The organism is Georgenia sp. SYP-B2076 (assembly GCF_003991205.1).
Classification (GTDB): Bacteria; Actinomycetota; Actinomycetes; order Actinomycetales; family Actinomycetaceae; genus Georgenia.
On record NZ_RXOZ01000003.1, the window covers coordinates 77,325 to 99,582 of the forward strand.

General features: G+C 74.1%; 18 protein-coding genes. 8 read left to right on the plus strand and 10 right to left on the minus strand.

Annotated elements, in window-relative coordinates; translation table 11 throughout:
• Genes EJK16_RS01955 through EJK16_RS01970 form a run of 4 tightly spaced genes read right to left on the minus strand, consistent with a single transcriptional unit; the run spans position 1 to position 4,698 of the window.
• Entirely contained in the window at positions 1-1,002 is a 1,002-nt protein-coding gene (locus EJK16_RS01955; RefSeq protein WP_127125812.1) for a carbamate kinase, read from the minus strand.
• Positions 999-2,375 (minus strand): DUF1116 domain-containing protein, encoded by a 1,377-nt coding sequence (locus tag EJK16_RS01960; RefSeq protein WP_127125814.1) that lies wholly within the window; start codon positions 2,373-2,375, stop codon positions 999-1,001. Before EJK16_RS01960 ends, EJK16_RS01955 begins: the two co-directional genes overlap by 4 nt.
• On the minus strand, positions 2,372-3,901 hold the full coding sequence (locus EJK16_RS01965; RefSeq protein WP_127125816.1) for a transcriptional regulator: 1,530 nt from the start codon (positions 3,899-3,901) through the stop codon (positions 2,372-2,374). Before EJK16_RS01965 ends, EJK16_RS01960 begins: the two co-directional genes overlap by 4 nt.
• Complete coding sequence (locus tag EJK16_RS01970; RefSeq protein WP_127125818.1) at positions 3,898-4,698, minus strand: DUF2877 domain-containing protein; 801 nt, start codon at positions 4,696-4,698, stop codon at positions 3,898-3,900. The genes EJK16_RS01965 and EJK16_RS01970 overlap by 4 nt, the downstream gene beginning before the upstream one ends.
• Positions 4,699-4,941: 243 nt before the next feature.
• Here EJK16_RS01970 and EJK16_RS01975 point away from each other — a divergent pair, with 243 nt between their 5' ends.
• Entirely contained in the window at positions 4,942-6,465 is a 1,524-nt protein-coding gene (locus EJK16_RS01975; RefSeq protein WP_164737173.1) for a PucR family transcriptional regulator, read from the plus strand.
• 146 nt (positions 6,466-6,611) lie between these two features.
• Positions 6,612-8,651: a glycoside hydrolase family 3 protein gene (locus EJK16_RS01980; protein ID WP_127125822.1), complete on the plus strand. Its 2,040-nt coding sequence runs from the start codon at positions 6,612-6,614 to the stop codon at positions 8,649-8,651.
• Positions 8,652-8,776: 125 nt separating this feature from the next.
• On the opposite strand, the gene EJK16_RS01985 is transcribed toward EJK16_RS01980, so the two are convergent.
• Positions 8,777-9,034, minus strand: coding sequence for a hypothetical protein (locus EJK16_RS01985; RefSeq protein ID WP_127125824.1), 258 nt, complete (start codon positions 9,032-9,034; stop codon positions 8,777-8,779).
• 189 nt (positions 9,035-9,223) lie between these two features.
• Between EJK16_RS01985 and EJK16_RS01990 the strand changes: the two genes are divergently transcribed.
• Together EJK16_RS01990 and EJK16_RS01995 are read left to right on the plus strand one after the other, a co-directional pair.
• Positions 9,224-9,751, plus strand: a complete 528-nt coding sequence (locus EJK16_RS01990; protein WP_127125826.1) for a toxin-antitoxin system HicB family antitoxin — start codon at positions 9,224-9,226, stop codon at positions 9,749-9,751.
• Between the two features lie 57 nt (positions 9,752-9,808).
• Entirely contained in the window at positions 9,809-10,630 is an 822-nt protein-coding gene (locus EJK16_RS01995; RefSeq protein ID WP_127125828.1) for a DUF4097 family beta strand repeat-containing protein, read from the plus strand.
• A gap of 21 nt (positions 10,631-10,651) precedes the next feature.
• Here the strand turns inward: EJK16_RS01995 and EJK16_RS02000 are convergent, their stop codons facing one another.
• Positions 10,652-12,268 (minus strand): S49 family peptidase, encoded by a 1,617-nt coding sequence (locus EJK16_RS02000; protein ID WP_205739552.1) that lies wholly within the window; start codon positions 12,266-12,268, stop codon positions 10,652-10,654.
• Positions 12,269-12,485: 217 nt separating this feature from the next.
• Between EJK16_RS02000 and EJK16_RS02010 the strand changes: the two genes are divergently transcribed.
• Complete coding sequence (locus EJK16_RS02010) at positions 12,486-14,537, plus strand: DUF429 domain-containing protein (protein ID WP_240645716.1); 2,052 nt, start codon at positions 12,486-12,488, stop codon at positions 14,535-14,537.
• Between the two features lie 105 nt (positions 14,538-14,642).
• Here EJK16_RS02010 and EJK16_RS02015 read toward each other — a convergent pair whose 3' ends face one another.
• Together EJK16_RS02015 and EJK16_RS02020 are read right to left on the minus strand one after the other, a co-directional pair.
• Entirely contained in the window at positions 14,643-15,899 is a 1,257-nt protein-coding gene (locus tag EJK16_RS02015; protein ID WP_127125830.1) for an alpha-hydroxy acid oxidase, read from the minus strand.
• 37 nt (positions 15,900-15,936) lie between these two features.
• On the minus strand, positions 15,937-17,268 hold the full coding sequence (locus tag EJK16_RS02020; protein WP_127125832.1) for an MFS transporter: 1,332 nt from the start codon (positions 17,266-17,268) through the stop codon (positions 15,937-15,939).
• 144 nt (positions 17,269-17,412) lie between these two features.
• On the opposite strand from EJK16_RS02020, the gene EJK16_RS02025 reads away from it, so the two are divergent.
• From EJK16_RS02025 to EJK16_RS02035, 3 genes are all read left to right on the plus strand, one after another.
• The gene (locus EJK16_RS02025) at positions 17,413-18,102 is read left to right on the plus strand and encodes a GntR family transcriptional regulator (protein ID WP_127125834.1); all 690 of its coding nucleotides are present in this window, start codon (positions 17,413-17,415) and stop codon (positions 18,100-18,102) included.
• A 30-nt stretch (positions 18,103-18,132) separates the two neighbouring features.
• Positions 18,133-18,957: a fumarylacetoacetate hydrolase family protein gene (locus tag EJK16_RS02030; RefSeq protein WP_127125836.1), complete on the plus strand. Its 825-nt coding sequence runs from the start codon at positions 18,133-18,135 to the stop codon at positions 18,955-18,957.
• 67 nt (positions 18,958-19,024) lie between these two features.
• Positions 19,025-20,245, plus strand: coding sequence for a CynX/NimT family MFS transporter (locus EJK16_RS02035; protein ID WP_240645718.1), 1,221 nt, complete (start codon positions 19,025-19,027; stop codon positions 20,243-20,245).
• A 59-nt stretch (positions 20,246-20,304) separates the two neighbouring features.
• Here EJK16_RS02035 and EJK16_RS02040 read toward each other — a convergent pair whose 3' ends face one another.
• The gene (locus tag EJK16_RS02040; protein WP_164737174.1) at positions 20,305-21,069 is read right to left on the minus strand and encodes an SDR family NAD(P)-dependent oxidoreductase; all 765 of its coding nucleotides are present in this window, start codon (positions 21,067-21,069) and stop codon (positions 20,305-20,307) included.
• Positions 21,066-22,253 (minus strand): ATP-NAD kinase family protein, encoded by a 1,188-nt coding sequence (locus EJK16_RS02045; protein ID WP_127125838.1) that lies wholly within the window; start codon positions 22,251-22,253, stop codon positions 21,066-21,068. The genes EJK16_RS02040 and EJK16_RS02045 overlap by 4 nt, the downstream gene beginning before the upstream one ends.
• Between the last annotated feature and the right edge of the window lie 5 nt (positions 22,254-22,258).

A 22,258-nucleotide genomic window follows, 5' to 3' on the forward strand; every position in this document is an offset into this window, starting at 1 on the left:
CTACGCTCGTCCGAGGGCTCCTGCGGACTGTGCGGGATCGTCGTGATGGCGGACGGTGATGCTCGTCCCGGCCCGACCGTCGAGGGCGTCGCGCAGCCGGGGCAGCGACGTGATGACGACGCGGCGGCCGCCGTCGTCCAGGAACCGCAGGGCGGACTCGATCTTCGGGCCCATGGAGCCCGCGGGGAACTCGCCGGCCTCGAGGTGGGCGCGGACCTCACCGACGTCCACCTCGGTCAGGGCGCGCTGCGCGGGGGTGGCGTAGCTGACGTAGACCCGGTCCACCCCGGTGACGAGCACCAGCGTGTCGACGCCGACCCTGGCGGCCAGGAGCGCCGACGCGCGGTCCTTGTCGATGACGGCGTCGACGCTGCGCCAGCCGTCGGCGTCGCGGACGACCGGGATCCCTCCCCCGCCGGCGGCGATGACCACCGCGCCGGACCGGACCAGGACGCGGATCTGGTCGGCCTCGATGATGGCTCGCGGCCGCGGGCTGGCCACCACGCGACGGAAGGTCCCCGGCCCGGTCTCCCTGACGGTCCAGCCCTCCTGGGAGGCGCGCAGGCGCGCCGCCTCGGCGGTCAGCCGCGACCCGATCGGCTTGGTCGGGTTGCCGAACGCCGGATCGGCGCCGTCCACCTCCGCGTGGGTGAGGACGGCGACCGCGCGCGACGGCAGCCCGCGGCGCGCCAGGGCCGTGTCGATCGCGACGGTGAGCATGTGCCCGATCCCGCCCTGGGAGTCGGCCACCGCCAGCCACAGCGGCAGCTCGGGCAACCCCTCGATCTGGGCCTCCGGGGCGACGAGCTCGCCGCGGCGGAGGATGAAGCCGACCTGGGGGCCGTTGCCGTGCGTGACGACGACCGTCCAGCCGTCCGCGACGAGGTCGGCGACCTGGTCCGCGAACACCGCGGCCCGCTCCTGCTGGCGCGGCACCGAGCCGGCCTCGCCGTCGAGCACGAGCGCGTTGCCGCCTATCGCCACGAGCACGGTGCGGCTCATCGCGCGCCTCGCGCCTCGGCCAGGCCCCGCGCGGCCAGCAGGAACACCGCGCTCGGCGCGTCGACGACGCCGGCGCCGATCTGCCCCACGCCGGCCTCCCGGTGCGCGATGCCGGTGTTGATCACGGGCAGCACCCCGGTCTGGAGGACCTTGAGCACGTCGATGCCGCTGGGGCTGCCGGCGAAGTTCAGCGGGGGCAGCGAGTAGGCCGGGTGCGCGGCCATCGTGATGCGCCGCATCCGCCTCGTGGTGGCGAGCGCGTCGTCCGGCGTCCCGCCGACGAACCGGGTGATCGCCGGGGCCGCCGCCATGGCGAAGCCGCCGATCCCCAGCGTCTCGGTGATGGCGGAGTCACCCAGGTCCGGGTTGGCGTCCTCGACGCCGAAGCCCGGGAAGAACAACCCCTCCGCGGGCCCGACCGGGGCGGTGAACCACCGGTCGCCCGTGCCGGCCACGCGCAGGCCGAACTCGACGCCGTTGCGCGCCATCGCGGTCACGAGCGTCGAGCCCGGGGTGCCGGCCGCGGCATCCATCGCGAGCTTCGCGGCCGCCATGGAGAGGTTGAGCGCGAAGTGGTCGTTGCCCGCGAGGAACTCGAGCACCTCGATGCCCCGGGGCAGCGCGGCGAGGTGCGGGGCGAGGCGGCGGGTCAGGAGGCTGGTGGCCGCCACGTTGCGGTTGTGCCCCTCGTCGCCCATCGCGAGCGCCTGCGCGACCAGGGACGTGACGTCGATCGGGCCGCCCGCCACGATCGCCGCGTCGAGCACGGGGCCGAGCACGTCCCGCATCCACGCGAGGCGGGTGAGGACCTCCTCGTCGTAGGCGCCGAACCGAAGCACCCTGCCGAGGCCCTCGTTCAGGGTGGCGTACGCCTCCCGGCCGCCGTCCTCGACGACCAGGACCGGCATGGACGGGGCGACGACGCCGGCCATCGGCCCGACCATGCCGTGGTGGTGGCCCGGTTCCGTGACGATGCCGCCGGAGCGCAGGAGCGCCTCGGCCTCCTCGGGGCCGGCGGCCCAGCCCTCCGAGAGGATGGCGCCGAGGAGCGCACCGATCATCGGGCCGCACATGTCCGCCACGGCGATCGGGGGCGCGGCGTGCAGCAGGATCCGGCCGGCCCCCAGCCCCGGGACGACGTCGCGGGCCGGGCGCACGCGCACGAGACGGGGCCGCACGGCGTGGACGGCGGCGATCGCCCGCTCGTTCGCCTCGCGGGTGGCCGAGTCGTCCAGCCCGACGGCGAGCCTGGCGACCTCGGCGTCGCCGAAGGCCGGCGGGCGCCAGTCGAGCTGGACGACGTCGTCGGCCGGGACGCCCTCGACGATGAGGGGAAGTCCGGCGTTCAGGACTCGGACGCCGCCGGGGATCATGCCCGCTCCTGGTTGGCCGTGATGGCGGCGCTGCCCGTGGTGGCGCTGCCCGTGGTGACGGCCGCGGACACCCGCGCGGCGTACCGTGCGGCGGCGGCGTTGGACGGCAGGAGGACCACCCCGGCGTCGCGCAGTGTGGCGCGCTGCTCGTCGAGGCCCTGCGGGTCCGCTGCCGTGCCGCACACCGAACCGACGACGACGAGCTCGCGTCCGTCGTCGGCTGCGGCACCCCGGGCGGCCCGGACGGCCTCGGCCAGCGGCGTGGCGGGGTCCGCGGCGGCGCCGTGGCCGAGCACGAGGTCGACCAGGACGAGCCCGACGTCGGACCGCGCGCCGGCCGCGGCCACCCGGTCGGCCCGCGCGGCGGGGTCGATCATCGGGTGCGGGCGCCCGGCCGTGTACCGGTCGTCGCCCAGGTCGAGGATCTCGGCCGCGAGGCCGGCCCGGTCGAGGATGATTCGCGCCTCGGCGGCGAGGGTGCCGCCGGTGTACAGGCCCAGGATCCGCCCGCGGGCGCGGCCCGCCCCCGCCGCGGCGGCGCCGTCGGGCGTGGCGGTCTCGTCGATCGTCAGCGGGTGCCCGGCCAGCCTCGCCGCGGCGGCGGCTCCCCCCTCGAGGGTGCCGCGCACGAGGACGGGGCTGTCGGCGTCGTCCATGCCCAGCAGGCACGCGACCACCGGCTTGCCCAGCCGCTCCAGCCGGCTCAGCAGCCGCCCGGCGACCTCGGGGTCCGGCGGCTTGGACACCACCACCACCACCTGCGTGGCGGCGTCCTCGGCGACCATGTCGAGGGCGAGGTCGGTCATCAGGCCGCCCACCGCGGCGGACAGGTCCCGCCCACCCACGCCGATCAGCTGGGAGACGCCCGATCCGGCGTCGTCGAGGAGGCGGGAGATCTCCTGGGCCCCGGTGCCCGAGGCCGCGACGATCGCGACGGGGCCCGGGCGGACGGCGTTGGCGAACCCCAGCGGAACGCCGTCGAGGATGGCGGTGCCGCAGTCCGGGCCCATGAGGAGCAGCCGCCGGTCGGCGGCCATCCGCTTGAGCCGGACCTCGTCCTCCAGCGCCACGTTGTCGGAGAAGCAGAACACGTGCAGCCCCGTGCGCAGCGCCTCCTCCACGACGATCGGCGCGTAGGTCCCGGGTGTGGAGACGGCCGCGAGCGTGGCGGAGCCCATGACCGCGAGCCCCTCGTGGAGGGTCTGCTGGGCGGTCTCGACGCGCGAGCCGCTCCCCCTGTCCGTGGCGGTCAGCCCCGCCACGGCGGCCTCGAGCGCCTCCGCGGCGACGGCGTCGTCGCGCGCGCGCACGGCGAGGACCAGGTCGTCCGGGGCGGCCGCCACGTCGGCCGGGAGCATCGCCGAGCGCCGCAGGATCTCCAGGTTGGCGGGTGTGGCCATCATGGCCCCCACGCGGATCACCCCGTCGCGCTTCTCGATCGTCGAGGCAAGCGCCATCAGGGCGACCGAGTCGCGGTAGAGGCGGGGGAGGATCTTTGCGGCGAGGGTGCCTGCTCCGGCGCTCATGCGCTCCTCCTGCGTGTCGCCGCCAGGTCGCGGTGCCCGGCCTGGTCGGGGATGAGCGCGGCAAGGCTGAACGCCACCCCGCAGGTCAGGTCCGTCCCCGAGGTGGCCCCCCACGTGCGGGCCGCGGAGAGGACCCCCGGGACCGCCGCGGGATCACCCAGCGCCGCGATGACGTCGTGCACGTGCTCGGCGAACCGGCCGGCCACGGCGGCGGCCAGATCATGCCGGGAGACGGCGGTCGTCCGGTCGAGCATCCCGGTCAGGTGCCGCGCGATGAGGTCGCGGGCCGCGCGGGGTTCTTGCGGGGCGGGCATCGAACCGGCGACGGCGTCCAGGGCCGCGAGCGCACCCACGACCACGTCGTCACCCGCCGGGGTGGCGCCCGGGCCGGCCCCGACGAGGCGGGCGAGCAGCCAGGCGACCTGGGGTCCGTCGCCGTCGAGGGCGGCCCGGACGAGCGGGGTCGCCAGGGACCGCAGGGGCCGGGGGTCCATGACGCCTGCGCCGGTCTCCCGCTGCTCGGCGTTCGCGTGCGCGACGAGCGCCGCGACCGACCGGGGGTCGGGGACGACCGGCCGGCTGCGCAGGTCGACCCGCTCGATCTGGGCCGCCGTCTCCCACGAGGTGAGGTCGACCGTCGTGGTGGCGGCGCCCCACCCGGTGGCCGTCGCCGCAGCGCCCCACCCGGCGCGCCCGGCGTCGCCCAGGCGCGCGACGAGTGAGCGGAGCTCCCGGGCGTCGGGCAGGCACGCGCCGCCCGGGACCAGGCCCCGCCGCCCGGCGGTCAGGACCACCACGGCCCCCGGCCGGTCCTGGTCGAGGGGTGCGAGAATGGCGGCGGAACGTCCGACATGGACGACGTGCAGGGCGGGCGCCCCACGCCAGGGCTCATGGCCCCGCTCGACGCGGACCCGGTGCGGAACTGGAGGTTTCCAGCGGCCCATACGAGGAATGTAGGGCGCGGCACCGCCAGCGCGCAGCGTCCAGATCAGACGCAATTTTGCTGTCCGCATGTCCTCATCGGACAAGGAGGTCCCGAGATGGGCGCCGTCACCGTCGGCGAGATCATGACGCTGCCCGTGCTGTCGGGGGCGTACGTGGTGGCCGGCGAGCGTGGGCTCGAACGGCCGGTGACCGGGGTGAACGTCATGGAGGTTCCCGACATCGAGGCGTTCGTCAAGCGGGGCGAGATCCTCCTGACCACCGCCTACCCCGTGCGTGAGCGGCCCGAGCGGCTGGTGGAGATGCTGCCCGGGCTGGCCGCCCGGGGCCTCGCGGCCCTGGCGATCAAGCCCATGCGGTACCTGGACCGTCTGCCCGAGCGGCTGACCGCCGAGGCGGACCGGCTCGGCTTCCCGGTGCTGATCGTGCCGGACCACACCTCCTTCAACGAGGTCATCGGGGCGGTGCTGGCGGTGGTGCTGGCCGAGTACGGCGCCGAGCCGGGCGGGGCCGAGGCCATCCGGGAACGACTGACCGGCGTCGCCCTCTCCGGCGGGGGGCTGGAAGAGATCGCCCGTACCCTGGCCGGCGCCCTCGCCAGGTCAGTGACGATCGTCGACGACGAGCACGCGGTGCTCGGCCGGGCCGTGCCTCAGCTGCGGGGCGGTCCCGACGAGCCGGTGGAGGGGGCCCGGGCGCCGTGGGAGTTTCCCATCACGGTCGCGGGGATGCGACGGGGCATGATCCTGGTCGAGGGGAAGGCGGAACCGACCCTTGGGCAGCGTCGCCTGATCCGTCAGTCGTGCTTCGCCGCCGGCATGCACATCGCCCAGGCGATGGCCGGGCTGGAGCTGGACCGGCGGTTGCGCGTGCTGTTCCTCGAGGAGCTGGTCAGCGGGCCGCACCTCGACGACTCCACGCTGCGGCAACGCTCGCGCCTGTTCGGCTGGCACCTGGCCGGAGACCTGGTGGTGCTGCTGGCGCGGTGCGACGCCGAGCTCACGGACCCCGAGGTCGCCGCCGCGGCCGAGCGGGCCCTGCCGCCGGGTTCCCTGGCGTGGCCGCGCGGTCACGAGGTCCTCGCCATCGCGCCAGCGGCACCGTTCCGGGCGGCAGGGACGGTGAGCCCCGACCACCCGACCGCCGAGAGCCGCTGGCACGCGGCCCTGCTCCACGCCGGCGCGCGCCGGGCGGCCCTCGCCGTCGGGCCGGTCGCGGACGGACCCACCGAGATCTCGCAGAGCTACACGGGCGCCCGGGAGACGCTCCGGATCGCCCAGGGCACCGGGCGCGACGTCGTGCGCCACGACGCGCTGGTGCTCGAGCGGCTGCTGCTCGCCCTGCCGAGGCCGCTCCTGCGGGAGTTCGTGGACGGCGAGCTCGGGCCGCTGGCCGCCCACGACCGGGTCACCGACTCCGACCTGTGCGGCACGCTCGCGACGTACCTCGGTGTCGGCAACGGCGCCGAGGCGGCCCGCCGCCTGTTCGTCCACTACAACACCATGAAGCACCGCCTGGCGCGGATCTCCGACCTCACCCGCGCCGATCTGCACGACCCGCGCACGAGGCTGACCCTTGCGCTCGCCCTCGAGGTCAGGCGGCTGCTGGCCTCCTCGCCCTGAGGGGTCGACGCCATGGCCGACCCGGACTGACCGGGGCGTCCTGCAGCATCACCGGGCTGCGACCGGGGGACAACTCTCGACAACCGCGCCCATTCCGGCGCCGCAGCAGGGAGACTGGGTCTGAAACACGTGAAGGGAAACCCAGCATGCCTCAGCCGACCACCGCCCAGCCGACCCTCGGGGCCCGGGAGAGCCAGATCCTTCGGGTCGACGGGCTCGAGTTCAAGGACCTGAACGGGAACGGGCGGTTAGACCCGTACGAGGACTGGCGCCTCCCGGTCGCGGAGCGCGTGGCGGACCTGCTCGGCCGGATGTCCACCGAGGACAAGGTCGGCATGATGCTGATCACGTCGCACTACATGGGCGCGTCCAAGATCATCGACGACCCGGACCAGGGCCTGCTGAACACCCACGAGAAGTGGAACGATACGAACCCCTGGGCCGCCGAGTCCTCCTCGACCCGCCACTTCGACCCGCCGGTGCTCGACTACGCCGGGTCGGAGAAGGCCATCAAGGAGCTCGGCCTGCGCTACCTCATCATCCGGGACAACCCGACCTCCTACGAGCTGGCCACCTGGGTGAACGCGCTGCAGGCGCTCGCGGAGTCCACGCCCCTGGGCATCCCCGTGGTGATGGTGAGCAACCCGCGCAACCACGTCTCCGACGTCAAGCTCTTCGGCATCGCCGAGGCCGCCGACCAGATGTCCCAGTGGCCCGGCGAGCTGGGTCTGGCGGCGACGCAGGACCCGGACCTGGTCGAGGAGTTCGGCCGGCTGGCCGGGAGGCAGTGGCGCTCGGCGGGCATCACCAAGGGCTACATGTACATGGCCGACATCGTCACCGAGCCCCGCTGGTCCCGCTCGAGCGGCACGTTCGGTGAGAACACGGAGCTCGCGGCGAAGATGATCGCCGCCGTGACCCGGGGCTTCCAGGGTGAGGCGCTGAGCTCCGGCTCGGTGTCCATGACCACGAAGCACTTCCCCGGCGGCGGCCCGCGCGACCGCGGGCACGACCCGCACTTCGAGCACGGCCGGTTCCAGCCCTACCCCACCGAGGGCAGCCTGTACCGCTACCACCTGCCGGTCTTCCAGGCGGCCATCGAGGCCGGGACGACGTCGATCATGCCGTACTACGCCACCACCAACAACGCCATGTCGGCCCCCCAGCTCCACGGCGGCCGCGCCTTCGAGGAGCTCGGGTTCGCCTACGACAAGTACCTCATCACCGAGGTGCTGCGCGGCGAGCTCGGCTTCACCGGCTACGTGAACTCCGACACCGGCATCTCCACCGGGATGCCCTGGGGCGTGGAGTCCCTGAGCCGGTCCGAGCGCTTCGCCAAGGCCATCGACGCGGGCGTCAACGCCTTCGCCGGGGACGGCAACCCCCAGCCGCTGCTCGACGCCGTCGCCGAGGGCCACGTCTCCACCGACGACCTCGACCGGTCCGTCGGCTACCTGCTCAGCGAGATGTTCTCCCTGGGCCTGTTCGAGAACCCGTACGTCGACCCGGACGAGGCGCAGGCCCTCGCCGAGGACCGCGAGATCCAGGCCCTGGCCGACTCCGCCCACCGCAGGTCCCTCGTGCTGCTGCGCAACGACCGCGGCCTGCTGCCGCTGGCCGCTGACGGCGCAGCGCCGGTCCGGCTCTACGTCGAGGCCTTCACCGGCACCGACCCGGAGGAGGAGACCGCGAAGGTCCGCCGCGAGGCCGCGGACGCGTTCGCCTCGGGCGCCGGCGTCGAGGTGGTCGGCTCCGTGGAGGAGGCGACGCACGCCCTGCTGTGGGTCCGCCCCGCGATGTCCCTGCTCAACGACACGCCCGACAAGGAGCTCTCGATCGCGCTCGACTCCGAGACCGGGATCGACGCGGACCGCATCGTGGAGATCGAGCGCACCCTCCCCACGATCCTCGCGGTGACCTTCTCCAACCCGTGGCTGCTGGACAAGGTGGCGCCCGGCGCGGCCGCCGTCGTCGGGACCTTCGGCGCGCTCACCGACGCGCTCGTGGACCTCGTCCGCGGCGACGTCACGCCGAGCGGGAAGCTGCCGTACACCATCCCCGCCGACCAGCAGGCGGTGCTCGGCAAGCACTCCGACATCCCGGGCGCGGACGAGCCGAGCGGGTACGCCTACAAGGACGCGACCGGCGCCGAGTACGTGTTCGGGTACGGGCGCACGGAATTCTGAGCCCCGGCGACGGCCCGGGCGCCCTGGGCTCCCGAGCCGTCGCCCCCCACCCCCCGCCGACAGGTCAAGTCCTGACGCGCAGTTCCGTCGCTGACCGGTCAAGTCCTGACGCGCCGCCCCACCCGTCAGCGGCGACTGACGTCGGCGGCGGGCACCCACACGCCGCGGACGTGCGACCGCCGGTCGTCGACGATGACGAGGACCACGCGGCGGGTCCACCCGGTGGCGACCGTGCGCACGAGCTGCTCCCCGGCGTTCTCCCAGACCAGCCGTGCGGTCACGGGTATCGGCGTGCGTGCGGCGGTGAACCGGCCGGGCACGGCACGGGCGTTGACGATGCGCTGCAGCCCTTCGTCCCACGCGAGCTGGCGGTCCACGTCCATCGGACCCACCCCTCTCCCGCGGGCCGCGCGCCTCGGCGGGGCGGGCCCGATCCGCCGTCGGCCGCGTCCTGAGATTCACCCTCGCTCGAACACATGTTCGCACAGAATCCGACCCCATCCGGACCGTGGCGTCACACCGACGCGACGACACCATTGACGTGACATCACTATGGTGTCACTCTGATGCACATGGACATCACCCCGTATGTCGAGGCGCTGCGCAAGGACCTCCTCACCGCTGCCGGAGCCGGCGGCGACGAGGCGCAGGCGGCGGCCGAGCGCCTCCTGCTCAGCCTCGAGCCGGCCGTGCGCCTGGCCCTCATGGATGCCCTCTCCCAGGCCGCCGCGGAGATCACCACCGAGCTGCCGGCCGGTTCCGTCGAGGTCCGGCTCAGGGGCCGCGAGCCGCAGTTCGTCGTCGAGGTCCCGACGTCGGCGTCCTTCGACGAGCCCTCGCCCACGACACCGGAGACGGAGGACGACGACGCGGACGGCGCTGTCGCCCGCATCACGCTGCGCATCCCGGAGTCGCTCAAGGTCCGCGTGGAGGACCTCGCCGCCAAGAGCGGGCGCTCGCTCAACAGCTGGATCGTCGGCGCGCTGCGCGTCGCCAGCCGCGAGCGGGTCATCGACATCGACCTCTCCGGCCTCCACGACCTCGGCGAGAAGGGCCGCGGCGGCCGCCCGCGCGGGCGCCGCATGACCGGCTGGGTCTGACCCACCCCTCCCCGCCCGCCAGCGCACCGACTCGGTGCACGAGCACAGGAGCACGACATGCACCACGTCTTCGAGACGCCCAGCCCCGTCGACCTCTACGTCGAGCTCGGCGCCGGCCACCTCACCATCCACGCGGACGACGTCACCGGGACCACCGTCGACGTCGAGGGCCGCGAGTCCGAGCAGGTGGCCGTCGAGCAGCGCGGCAGCCGGGTGGTCATCATGGCGCCGCGGCGGTGGACCGACCTCCTCGGTGCGACGGACCTCGTCGTGACCGTGACCCTGCCGACGGGGAGCGCCCTCGCCGCGAAGCTCGGCTCCGCGGACCTCCTCGCCACGGGCGGCTTCGGTGCCACCCGCGTCCGGTCCGGCTCGGGCGACGTCCACATCGACGAGCTCGCCGGCCACGCGGCCGTGGACACCGGGTCTGGAGCCGTCGAGATCACCGCCGCACTGTCGGACCTGCGCGTGAAGTCCGGCTCGGGGGACGTCCGCGTCGGCCGCGTGGGCGGCACGGCCGTGGTCGTCACCGGCTCGGGGGACGTGGTGCTGGGCGCCACGGAGCGTGACGTCGTGGTGAAGTCCGGCTCCGGCGACCTCCACGTCGGCGACGCCCACACCGACGTCCGGCTCACCACGGCCTCCGGCGGCATCATGGTCGCGGCGATCCGGCGCGGCACCGTGCGCGCCCGGGCGGTCTCCGGCGACGTCCGGGTGGGCGTGCCGCGCGGCATCCCGGTGTGGACGGACGCCAGCAGCATCAGCGGCGACGTCGCCTCCACGCTCGAGGGCGCCGGCCGGCCGGGCCGGGGGCAGGACTTCGTCGAGGTGCGCGCCTCGACGGTCAGCGGCAGCATCCGCCTCGAGCAGCTCGCCTGACGGCGAGCCCCGGGTGGTCGGTCAGCGGATCGTGACCGACCGGTCCAGCCACGTCAGCACCCGCTCCTGGCCGAACGGCCACAGGTCCGCGAGCGCGGCGGTGCCCTCGCGGGCGAAGGTCGGGGCTCCCGGCAGGGCGAGCCCGGCCCCGACGGTGCGCACGGGGGCGTCGTCGGCGAGCGCGGCGAGGCGGCGGGCGGCGGCGATGCCGGCGTCGAGGTCGCCGAGCTCGTCGACGAGCCCGATGCCCAGGGCGTCGCGGCCGCTCCAGATGCGTCCGCGCCCGATCTCGTCGACCCGCTCGGCGCTGAGGCCGCGGCCGGTGGCCACCCGCTGGACGAACCGGTCGTACACCTCGCGCATCATGCGCTCGGCCCAGGCCCGCTGATCCTCGGAGAACCCGCGGGCGGTGCTGGCGAACAGGGCTCGCTCGCGGCCCACGACCTCGGGGTTGAGCCCGTGGCGCTCGTTGAACTGGGTCAGCACCGGCTTGCCCACCACGACGCCGATGCTGCCGGTGAGGGTGTACGGGCTGGCGACGATGCGGTCGGCCTGCGCGAGGACGTAGTAGCCGCCCGAGCCGGCGATCTCCCCCATCACCGCGACGACGGGTTTACCCAGCGTCGCCACGGCCCGGCAGATCACGTCCGACGCGAGAGCGGACCCGCCGCCGGAGTCGACGAACAGCACGACCGCCTTGGTATGGGAGTCCCGCTGCGCGCGGCGCAGCGCGGCGACCACGGTCTCCGACCCGGCCCGCGGCCCGCCCAGGAAGGGCAGGGGCGGCCCACCGCGGCTGCGGCCGCTGACGATCATGCCGACCACCGGGACGACGGCGACGCCGTCGGCATGCCGGGTCAGCTTCTTGGCGGAGAGCTGCGGCCTCATGAGCTCGAGCGCGCGGCCCCAGTGCGGGTCGACCGGCGTGACGATCTCGTCGTCGTAGGCGATCCGCGTGATCAGTCCGGCCTCGAGCAGCTGGTCCGCGTTGGTGAGGTCGGCGTCGAGCCAGGCCCGGGCGCGCTCGACGCCGACGCCTCGCGCCCCGGCCAGCGCCGCGAGCCACCCCTCCTCGGCGGAGCCCAGGTAGGCGGTGAGCTGCTCGCGGTTGAACTCGTCCATGTGGTCCTGCGAGAAGGGGGTCAGGGCGGACTTGTACTCCCTGATCCGCAGGTTCTCGAACGTCACGCCGTGCCGGGCGAGGAAGGCGCCGAAGAAGACCTGCTCGGCGGCGAAGCCGGGCACCGAGACCTCGGCCGACTCCGGGGCGACGACCTCCGTCAGGGTGGCCGTGGCCAGGAGGCTGCGCATCGAAACGTGCGGGAGATAGGCGACGACCCGCTTGCGGGCCGCGAGGCGGCCGAGCACCGTCCCGATGGCCTCGGCGGTCGCGAGGCCGGCCGTCAGCCCGGTCACCCGGACCAGCACGCCCTTGACCCAGGGGGTCTTCCCGATCCGGTCGAGCCGCTCGGCCAGCCCCTCGAACGTCTCGCTCCGCTGCAGCACCGCCTGGACGGGCGCGAGCGAACGGTGGGTGGGGTAGCTCCCGTGGAGGTCCATCACGACCCAGTCCGGGCCTCCGCCCTCGTGCGAGTCACGGCCGAGGGCGAGGCGGATCATCTCGGGCAGGCGCACCATGCGATCAGGCTAGTAGCGGGACCGGAAGCGGCGCGGGGCAACGGGCGGCCCGATCGGGGGCGCGCGTGGGGGCCAGCCGGATCGCGCCACAAAGCCCCGAGGCACGGGGGGCACACGCCGACCACACGCCGCGCGGCCGCCGGCCCCAGGCCGCGTTTGTGGCGCGATCCGCACGCCGTCGGCGCCCGCGCCGGCCGCGGCACGGCAGAGTGTCCCCATGTACTTCGTCGGCATCGACCTCGCCTGGGGCGAGCGCAACCCTACCGGCGTGGCGATCCTGGACGCTGACGGGTCGCTCATTCATGTCTCCGCGCAGACCACGGACGAGACGATCACCGCCGCGCTCGCGCCCTACCGCGAGGAACCCGTCCTGGTGGCGATCGACGCGCCGCTCGTGGTGACCAACCCGACCGGCAACCGGCCGTGCGAGGCGGCCCTGAACCGGGACTTCGCCCGCTTCGACGCCGGCGCCCACCCGGCGAACACCGGCAAGCCCGAGTTCGCCGGCACGCCGCGCGGTGCCCGCGTGGCCAAGGCGCTGGGACTGGACATCAACCCCACCTCGGGGCGCGCCCGGCGTGCCATCGAGGTCTACCCCCACCCCGCCACGGTGGTGCTCTTCGGGCTGGGCCGGACCCTGAAGTACAAGCAGCGGACCGGCCGGAGCAGGGCCGAGCTGCGCGAGGCGCTGCTGACGCTGGTGGCCCACATCGAGGGTTTGGCCGACGCCGACCCGGCCATGGTGGTCACGGAGCACGCGGGCTGGCGCGAGCTCGTGGCACGGGTGCGGTCCGCCCGGCGCAAGAGCGAGCTGCGCGTGGCGGAGGACCAGATCGACGCGGTGCTGTGTGCGTACGTCGCCCGGTTCTCCGTCGCCCACCCGGAGCGCACGACGACGTACGGGGACCTGGACACCGGGTACATCGTCACCCCGACGCTGCCCGAGGGGCTCACGCCAACGCCGCGGAGGCGAAAGGCCGGCGCCGGCGCGGCGGCGAAGACGGGCGTCGGCGAGCCGGGCGTCGGCGAGCCGGCGGCGAGCACCGGGAAACCGGGCGCCAGCATCGGGGAGCCGGCTACGGACAAGCGGGCGGCCATAGGCGCCGGGGAGCCGGCCGCCAGGGCGAGGGTCGTGGGGGCCGCCACCCCCGCCACCCCCGCACCGGGCGGGGCCACCACCCCGGCCCCCGTCATCGAAGCCGGCGCAACCGGCGCGTCGGGCACCACCGCCAATGCCGACGTGGCCGCGCCGAACGCGCCGAGCGCGCCGGCCGCGGGCGACGGGGACCCCGTCCGGCGCGCGGTGCAGGCCTACGCCTCACAGCGCCCGGCGCTCGTCCGGATCACGGCGGAGTACGTCGCCCTGATCACCGCGCTCCTGGACGAGGCCGGCATCAACTACCTGACGGTCACGGGCCGCACCAAGAGCGTCGAGTCGTTCGCCGGCAAGGCCGCACGCACGGTGGACGGCAGGCCGGCCTTTCCCGACCCGTTACGCCAGATCACCGACCAGATCGGGGTGCGGGTCGTGACCTACGACCTCAGCGACGTCCAGACCGTGGTCGATCTGCTCGCCGACCAGCTCGTGCTGCTCGGCGACCGGGACATGGGGCTTGAGACGGCCCGGGAGGGGCGGTTCGGCTACTCCAGCCGGCACGTGCTCGTCACGCTCGACGCCACCCGGGCGACCGCTCCCGAGCACGCGGACCTGCGGGACCGGACCGCCTCGGTGCAGATACGCACGGTCCTCCAGCACGCGTGGGCCGAGTTCGAGCACGACATCCGCTACAAGGGCACTCTCCCCGAGGAGTACGCCCCGGACCTCAACCGGCGTTTCACGCTCGCGGCCGGGTTGCTCGACCTCGCCGACCGGGAGTTCTCCGCGATCCGGGACCGGCTGCACGAGAGCGTGACCGACCAGGAGCCCCAGGCCGACGAGGAGGACCCGCGGATCAGCGCGCAGGACCTGGCCGCGTACCTCGCCGGGCGGTTCACCGACGCCGGCTGGTCCCGGACCGACCACTACGCCTGGGTCTCGGGCCTGCTGCTGGAGCTGGGCGTCACGTCGCTGCTGGAGCTCGGCGACGTGCTGCGATCGGTGGACAGCGCCGCGATCAGCGAGCGGATGGGCTACCGGTACCCGCCGGGCGCCGTCCGCCGTCTCGACGACGCCCTGCTCGAGGTCTTCGGCGACCGGTACCTGGGGCTGCACGGCAACGCCAAGCGGGTCGACGCGCTGCGCGCCCGGCTGGACAAGCTCCGCGGGTGACGGGGGCGAGACCCGGCCCGGCCGCCGACGCCGAGAGCGCCGAAACGGTCAGGCGCTGCAGGACCTCGAGGTCCGCGCCGTCGGCCGCCGACCGCCGCCGGTTCCTCAGGAGCCCGCCGGCACCCGCACGGACGACGCGCCGCGGGCGGCGCGCCAGTCCAGCCGGATGTGGTCCGGGTTGAGGTCCGCCACCGAGGTGACGCCGAGGAGCTGCATGACGACGCGGATCTCGTCCCGGAGGATGTCGATGGCCCGCTCCACGCCGCTCCGGCCGCCGGCCATGAGGCCGTACAGATAGGCACGGCCCACCATCGTGAAGTCCGCACCGGCCGCGAGCGCGGCGACGATGTCGCCGCCCGACATGATCCCCGAGTCCAGGATGATCTCGACGCCGGGGCCGACGGCGGATCGGATCTCCGGCAGCACGTGCAGCGGCACGGGCGCCCGGTCCAGCTGGCGGCCCCCGTGGTTCGAGACGACGATGCCGTCCACGCCGCGGTCCGCCGCCCGGGCGGCGTCGCCCACCGTCTGGATGCCCTTGACGAACAGCTTGCCGGTCCAGGCCTCGCGGATCCAGGCCAGGTCGTCGAAGGTCAGGGTCGGGTCGAACATCTTGGTGATGAGATCGGCGACCGAGCCCGAGTGGCCGGAGAGCGACGCGAACGTGAGCGGCTCCGTCGTGAGGAAGTTGAACCACCACTCCGGCCGGTAAGAGGCGTCGAGGACGGTCTTGACGGTCAGCGCGGGCGGGATCGTCATGCCGTTGCGCGCGTCCCGGAGCCGCGCGCCCGCCACCGCGGTGTCGACGGTGACGAGGAGGGTGTCGTACCCCGCGGCGGCCGCCCGCTCGACCAGGGCGAGGGACTTCTCCCGCTCCTTCCAGAGGTAGAGCTGGAACCAGCGCCGACCGTGCGGGCTCGCCATGGCGACCTGCTCGATCGACGCCGTGCCCATGGTCGAGAGCGCGAAGGGGATGCCGTTCGCGTGGGCGGCGGCCACCCCCGCGCGCTCCCCGGCCGCGTGCATCATCCGCGTGAACCCGGTGGGCGCGATGCCAAACGGCAGGGCGGAGGCGCCCCCGGCGATCGTCGTGCTCAGGTCCACCGAGGAGACGTCACGGAGCACGCCGGGGACGAACTCCAGGTCCGCGAAGGCCTGCCGCGAGCGCCGCAGTGCGATCTCCTGGTTGGCGGCGCCGTCGACGTAGTCGAAAGCCGCGGTGGGCGTGCGCCGCTTGGCGATCTTGCGCAGGTCCCAGATGTCGGCCGCCTGCCGCAGGCGCGCCCGCGTCCGGTCGAGCTCGACGGGCTTGAACTGCATGAGCGGTCGCAGCTCGCCCCACCGGGGCATCTGACGGTGCATGACAAACCTTTTCTTCTCAGGGGTGCGGGTGGCCGGGTCAGGCGTCGACGACGGGGCGGTTGCCCCGGTTGCCGACGACGAACACCGCGCCCAGGGTGACCAGCGAGCAGATCACGATGAACAGGGCGGCGAGCCACACCTGGCCGTCCACGGCCGCGATGAGGGCCGTGGCGATCAGGGGCGTGGTGCCGGCCACGAGCGCACCGTTCAGCTCGCGGGCGGTGGCGACCCCGGTGAAGCGGTAGCGGGCCGGGAAGAGGTTCGTCAGGAATGCCCCCTGGGAGCCGTTGGTCGCCCCGAGCGTGACGCCGTAGCCGATCGCCAGGCCGACCGTCACCAGCGGGAGGTCGCCGGTCTGCATGAGCTCGAAGAGCGGGAAGGCGTAGAGGGCGCCGAACAGGCCGCCGAAGCCCAGCACCCGGCGCGCGCCGAACCGGTCCACCATCTTCCCGCCGAGCGGCGCGGAGAAGATGCCGACGACCGAGCCGACCACGACCGCGGTCAGCGCCTCGGACCGGGTCATCCCGACCGTGCCGGTGAGGTAGGAGAGGGAGAACGCGGTGAGGACGTAGAGGTTGGCGTTGTGGCCGGTGGTGGCCAGGAAGCCGGCGAGCAGCGGGCGGCGGCTCTCCTGGAAGAGCTCCTTGAGCGGCACCTTCTGCTCGTGGGCCGCGGTGGCGCGCTCGTCGACCACGCGGGTGTACTCCGGGGTCTCCTCCAGCCGCCGGCGGATGTACAGGGCGACGAAGAACAGCACCGCGGAGACCAGGAACGGGATGCGCCAGGCCCAGCCGAGCAGCACGTCCTCGGGAAGGGTGGCGACGAACAGGAAGGCCAGCGTCGCCAGGGTGGTCCCGGCCGCCGGGGTCGCGTTGACCAGCCCGGTGTGGAAGCCGCGCTTGTTGGCCGGGCTCGTCTCCGCCACCAGCGTGAAGGCGCCGGCGAGCTCGGCGCCGGCGCCGAAGCCCTGGAGGCACCGGAAGAGCACCAGGAGCACGGGCGCCCAGACGCCGATCTGCGTCGCGGTCGGCAGCAGCCCGATGCCGACCGTCGCCGCTCCCATGAGCACGATGGTGAGGATCATGGCCGGCTTGCGCCCGTAGCGGTCGCCGATGTGAGAGACGATCACCCCGCCGAGCGGCCGGATGAGGAAGCCGACCGCGAAGGTCGCGAAGGCGGCGAGGGTGGCTGCGGTGCTGACCGCCTCGGGGAAGAACAGCGGACCGATCACGAGGCCGGCCGCGGCCCCATAGAGCGCGTAGTCGTACCACTCGATGAGCGTCCCGCTCATGGAGGCGACAAGGGCGCGCCTGACCCCGGGGCTCTGCCGGGCGTCGGTCCGGTCAAGGACTGCGTCGTGTGCGGACATCGTTGGCCTTTGGTCGAGCCGCCAGGCTGATAGCCCGGCGGCAGCTGGGGTTGCGACCCGGGACGTAGGTCCCGTGCGGTGGCGACCTTAGGCGGAAGTGTCGACAGTCGTCAATCACCTTCGTGACATGGCACACTTGCCGCCATGCGTGCCAGCGATGTGGCGGGGCAGTCCCCGGCGTTTGCCCCGATCCGGGCAGGCAGCCTCGTGACCGAGGTCCGCGAACAGATCCGCGAGGCGATCCTGAGCGGGAAGGTCCACGCCGGCGACCAGGTGCGCGACTCCGTCGTGGCCGGGCAGATGAACATCAGCCGCGCACCGGTGCGCGAGGCGCTCCGCCTCCTGGAGCAGTCCGGCCTGGTGGAGAAGACGGCCAACAAGCCGTACACGGTCAAGTCCTTCGACGGCGAGGACCTCCACGAGCTCGTGGTGCTCCGCATCGCCATCGAGACGACGGCGGCACGGGTCGTCATCGCCCAGCACCGGGACCTCGGCCCGGTGCGCGAGGCGCTGGCGGAGATGCGACGCGCGTGGGACCACGAGCGCGGCTCGGGGATGGACGCCGCCGACTGGGCATTTCACAACGCCATCGTCGTGGCCTCGGGGCAGCAGCGATTGCTGGCCCGCTACCGCGAGCTGGTGGACCAGATCATCCTCGCCTGGGTCCTGCACGGGCCGGAGCGTCCCCGGGTCACCGCCGGAGACGTCGGCGCGCACGCCGAGCTCCTCGACGCCCTCGACCGGGGCGTGGGGACCGGGGACCACGTCCCGGTCCAGGAGCTCCTGGTGAGCCACATCAAGTCCGGCATGGGCTGCGACGACCTCGACTTCTAGCAATCACCCGAGCAACAAAGGAACCCCACGATGAAGCTTTCCACCCTCCGCCACAACGGCCGCACCGCGGTCGTCCGCCAGGACGGCGACACCCTCGTCGAGATCGACGGTTTCCGGGACGTCGGACACCTGCTGCAGGACCCGAGCTGGCAGGACGTCGCGGCACGCGCCGACGGCGCCACGCACCCGGTCGAAGGTGCCGACCTCGCGCCGGTGGTGCCGAGCCCGGGCAAGATCATCTGCGTCGGCGCGAACTACCGCCAGCACATCCTCGAGATGGGCAGCGACCTGCCCGAGTACCCGACGCTGTTCGCGAAGTACGCGGACTCCCTGGTCGGGGCCTACGACGACATCGAGCTTCCCCCGGAGGACTCCTCGATCGACTGGGAGGCCGAGCTGGCGATCGTCATCGGCACGCCGGGCCGCCGCATCGACGAGGCCGACGCGCTGTCCCACATCGCCGGTTACGCCGTCCTCAACGACGTGTCGATGCGCGGCTACCAGTTCCGCACCAACCAGTGGCTGCAGGGCAAGATGTGGGAGAAGAGCACCCCGATCGGTCCCGCGCTCGTCACACCGGACGAGTTCGACGGCGACGCGGCCATCCGCACGGTCATCAACGGCGAGGTGCTCCAGGAGTCGACGACGGCGGACCTGCTCTTCGGGCCGACGGAGATCATCGCCTACCTGTCGACCATCACCACGCTCCGGCCGGGCGACGTCATCGCGACCGGCACCCCGGCGGGCGTGGGCTTTGCCCGCACGCCGCAGCGCTTCATCCGGCCGGGCGACGTCGTGGAGACGACCATCGACGGGCTGGGGACCCTGCGGAACACCGCGGTCGCCGGGGCCTGACCCGGGCGAACCGTCCCAGTCGGTGACCGCGGACGTGGCACGGCCCGGGGCACCCTAGGATCCTCGGGTGCCCAGCCGCCCGCTCAGCCCCGCGCGGCGCGCGTTCCCCTGGGCCGTCCTCGCCGGCATCGTCCTGGTCGCGCTGAGCCTGCGCGGCCCGATCGTCGCCACCCCACCGGTGATCGGCGAGATCCAGGCGGACCTGGGGCTCTCGGCGACGGCGTCCGGTCTCCTGACCGGCCTGCCGGTGCTCTGCTTCGCCCTCGCGACCCCGCTGGCCGCGTGGGTGATCCGCCGCGCCGGACCGGAGGCCGCCGTCCTCGTCTGCCTGCTCGGCGTGCTGCTGGGGACCGTCGTCCGCTCCGCCGGGCCGGCCCCGGTGGTCATCGTCGGCACCGTGATCATCGGGGCGGCGATCGGCATCGGCAACGTCGTCGTCCCGGTGGTGATCCGGCGCGACGTGCCGTGGCAGCGCGCCGCGCTGGCGACCGGGACCTACACCGCGGCGCTCAACGCCGGTTCCATGATCACGTCGGTCGGCACCGCACCGCTCGCCGCGGTGGTCGGCTGGCGCTGGGCGCTGGCGTGCTGGGCGGTCTTCGCGGTCGTCGGGGCGGCGTTCTGGGCGGTGCTGGCGCGGCGCCGCCGGCGCGCCAGGCTGCCGGACCCGGTCGCGGCCCGCCCGGACGAGCCGCGCCCCGCGGGGCGGGTGAGCCGGATCGGCTGGCTGCTCATGATCGCCTTCGCCGGCCAGTCGTTCTCCTACTACGCAGTCACCGCGTGGCTGCCGCTCCTCCTGGCTGACACCCGTGGGCTCGGTGCGGAGACGTCCGGTGCCATCGCCTCGGTGTTCCAGATCGCCGGGGTGGTCGGCGCCTTCGGCGTGCCGGTGCTCGCCGCCCGGACGCCGGCGTGGGTGCCCGCGGCCATCATGGGCCTGTTCTGGTGCTCCCTGCCGGTGGGCCTGCTCCTGGCGCCCGAGGCGTACACGACGTGGGCCCTCGTCGGCGGCATCGCCCAGGGCGGTGGCTTCACGGTGATCCTCTCCATCATCGCCCGCGTGACCCGCAGCAACCAGGAGGCCGCCGCGATGTCCGCGCGCGTGCAGGCGGGCGGCTATCTCGCCGCCACCTTCGGCCCACCCGTCGCGGGCGCGCTGCACGCCGCCACCGGCGGATGGGCCGCCCCGCTATTCCTCGTGCTGGTCGCCACGATGACCTTCGCGACGGGCGGCGTCGTCGCCGCCGTGACTGCGCGGCGCGCGCGGCCGGGCGGCCGCGCGGCCTGAGTCGGTCCCGTCCCGTGTGGGCCGCGACGGCGGAGCACGTGTCCAGGAGCGTCCCGCGGTCAGGCGATGCCGCCGCCGTCGACCACGAGCGCCGCGCCGGTCACGTAGCTCGACTCGTCGCTGGCCAGCCAGACGACGGCGGACGCGATCTCGTCCGGCTGCCCCATGCGGCGGAGCGGCCGGTCGGAGGACTCGGCAAGGAACGCCTGCTCGTCCTGCCCGAGCTGGCGGGCCTCGTCGCGCAGCATCCCCGTGTTCACGTCGCCCGGGTTGACCGAGTTCACCCGGATGCCCTGAGCGCCGTGGTCGATGGCCAGCGCGCGGGTCATGTTGACCACGGCGCCCTTGGAGGCGCAGTACGACAGCGCCTGGCCGCCGCCCTTCAGGCCCCACCCCGAGCCGGTGTTGATGATCGACCCTCCGCCCGCCTCGGTCATGACCGGCACGACGTGCTTCGCCATCAGGAAGATGGACCGCACATTTACCCCGAAGACCTTGTCCCACTCGTCGACGTCGATGTCCAGGGCCGTGGTCCGGCGGATGATGCCGGCATTGTTGAACACGACGTCCACGCCGCCGAAGGTGGCCACGGTCGTCTCGACGATCCGGCGCACGTCCGCCTCGGACGACACGTCGGCGGCCACGGCGACGGCCTCACCACCGGCCCGGACGATGTCCTTCGCAACCTCGTCAGCGGCCTCCCCCTTGATGTCCACGGCAACGACGCGGGCGCCCTCGGCGGCGAAGGCGAGGGCGGTGGCCCGGCCGATGCCCCCCGCCGCACCGGTGACGATCGCCCGCTTGTCCTTGAGTCGCATGGTCATGCTCCTTCGTTCTCGGGTGCGTGTACGGGGTACAGACTGGTGGTGGACGGCCCGGTGATGACGCGGACGTGGCCGGCAAGGCGGGCGTCCAGGTCGGCGTCGCCGGTGTCGACGAGGAGGGGCCGTCCGTGCAGGGCGGTGAGCTTGTCCTCGGTCGCCACGACGAGGAGTGGGTCCGGCCCCATGACCGCGACCACGGCCGCGGAGAGCTGCTGGTTCCCTCGCCCGAGGAGGAACCCCTGGCCGCCGATCACGGTGACGACAGCGCGTGCCGGTCCCCCGGCGACGACCGCGCGGAGCTGCTCCTCGCTCGCGTCCGCGAGGACCAGGCTTCCGTCACGCACGACGTCCACGCCCAGCGGGGTGAACGGGACGCCCAGGAGGCGGGCGACCTGTGCCGTGGTCCCGCCCGGGCCGAGGAGGTAGCTGACGTCCGGCTGCATGGCCTGGACCGCCCCGTGGGCGGCCGCCCCGACCGCCGCGCGCTCGGACGTGGGGGTGGGGGCCTTGCGCGCCTGTGTGCGGCCGGCGAGCACCGGGACGCGCACCAGCCCGTGCAGGCGGGGCTCGACCCGGCCGGTCCGGACCTGGTCCTCGTCGACGTCGAGGACCTCACGCTCCTCCGTGGCCACCTCACCGCCGAGCCAGGCCACGGCGAGCGCCCCCGCGGCGGCGGGGCTGACGGCGAAGCAGCCCGAGTACATCTTCACGCCGGCCGGGATCCCGAGGACCGCGACGCCGGCACCCGCGCCGGTGCAGACATCGCGGGCGGTGCCGTCTCCGCCGGCGAAGAGGACCAGGTCGGCACCGGCCGCCACGACGGCTCGGACGGCGGCGGTCGTGTCCGCGCCGGTGGTGGCCCCTTCCGCACCGGTGGTGGCGGAGGGGCCGTCCCAGACGACCTCCGCGCCGAGGCCCGCCGTCAGCGCGGCGCGCTCTCCCATCCGTCCCCCGGCCGTGACCACCACGGCGCCGGGCCGGGCAGCGACCAGTCGTTCGAGGGCGCGGACGGCACGCTCCTCGGCGCGCGCACGCGCCCCACGCTCTCGCGCAAGCCGCTGCACGGCCGGGCCGTCGCTGCCCTTGAGCCCGGCGGGGCCGCCGATGCCGGCGACCGGGTTGACGACCAGGCCCACGATGCCGCCCTCGCGCGCTGCCGGTGCCCGGGCCGGCCGCGTGCTCATCGGCG

What these genes read in the sequence shown, in the direction of transcription:
- EJK16_RS01975 (WP_164737173.1), top strand. Translation starts at nt 4,942, where the DNA reads ATGGGCGCCGTCACCGTCGGCGAGATCATGACGCTGCCCGTGCTGTCG.
- EJK16_RS02010 (WP_240645716.1), top strand. Translation starts at nt 12,486, where the DNA reads ATGTACTTCGTCGGCATCGACCTCGCCTGGGGCGAGCGCAACCCTACC.
- EJK16_RS01985 (WP_127125824.1), bottom strand. Translation starts at nt 9,034, where the DNA reads ATGGACGTGGACCGCCAGCTCGCGTGGGACGAAGGGCTGCAGCGCATC.
- EJK16_RS02025 (WP_127125834.1), top strand. Translation starts at nt 17,413, where the DNA reads ATGCGTGCCAGCGATGTGGCGGGGCAGTCCCCGGCGTTTGCCCCGATC.
- EJK16_RS01960 (WP_127125814.1), bottom strand. Translation starts at nt 2,375, where the DNA reads ATGATCCCCGGCGGCGTCCGAGTCCTGAACGCCGGACTTCCCCTCATC.
- EJK16_RS01990 (WP_127125826.1), top strand. Translation starts at nt 9,224, where the DNA reads ATGGACATCACCCCGTATGTCGAGGCGCTGCGCAAGGACCTCCTCACC.
- EJK16_RS02040 (WP_164737174.1), bottom strand. Translation starts at nt 21,069, where the DNA reads ATGACCATGCGACTCAAGGACAAGCGGGCGATCGTCACCGGTGCGGCG.
- EJK16_RS02015 (WP_127125830.1), bottom strand. Translation starts at nt 15,899, where the DNA reads ATGCACCGTCAGATGCCCCGGTGGGGCGAGCTGCGACCGCTCATGCAG.
- EJK16_RS01980 (WP_127125822.1), top strand. Translation starts at nt 6,612, where the DNA reads ATGCCTCAGCCGACCACCGCCCAGCCGACCCTCGGGGCCCGGGAGAGC.
- EJK16_RS02030 (WP_127125836.1), top strand. Translation starts at nt 18,133, where the DNA reads ATGAAGCTTTCCACCCTCCGCCACAACGGCCGCACCGCGGTCGTCCGC.
- EJK16_RS02020 (WP_127125832.1), bottom strand. Translation starts at nt 17,268, where the DNA reads ATGTCCGCACACGACGCAGTCCTTGACCGGACCGACGCCCGGCAGAGC.
- EJK16_RS01995 (WP_127125828.1), top strand. Translation starts at nt 9,809, where the DNA reads ATGCACCACGTCTTCGAGACGCCCAGCCCCGTCGACCTCTACGTCGAG.
- EJK16_RS01955 (WP_127125812.1), bottom strand. Translation starts at nt 1,002, where the DNA reads ATGAGCCGCACCGTGCTCGTGGCGATAGGCGGCAACGCGCTCGTGCTC.
- EJK16_RS02045 (WP_127125838.1), bottom strand. Translation starts at nt 22,253, where the DNA reads ATGAGCACGCGGCCGGCCCGGGCACCGGCAGCGCGCGAGGGCGGCATC.
- EJK16_RS02000 (WP_205739552.1), bottom strand. Translation starts at nt 12,268, where the DNA reads ATGGTGCGCCTGCCCGAGATGATCCGCCTCGCCCTCGGCCGTGACTCG.
- EJK16_RS01965 (WP_127125816.1), bottom strand. Translation starts at nt 3,901, where the DNA reads ATGAGCGCCGGAGCAGGCACCCTCGCCGCAAAGATCCTCCCCCGCCTC.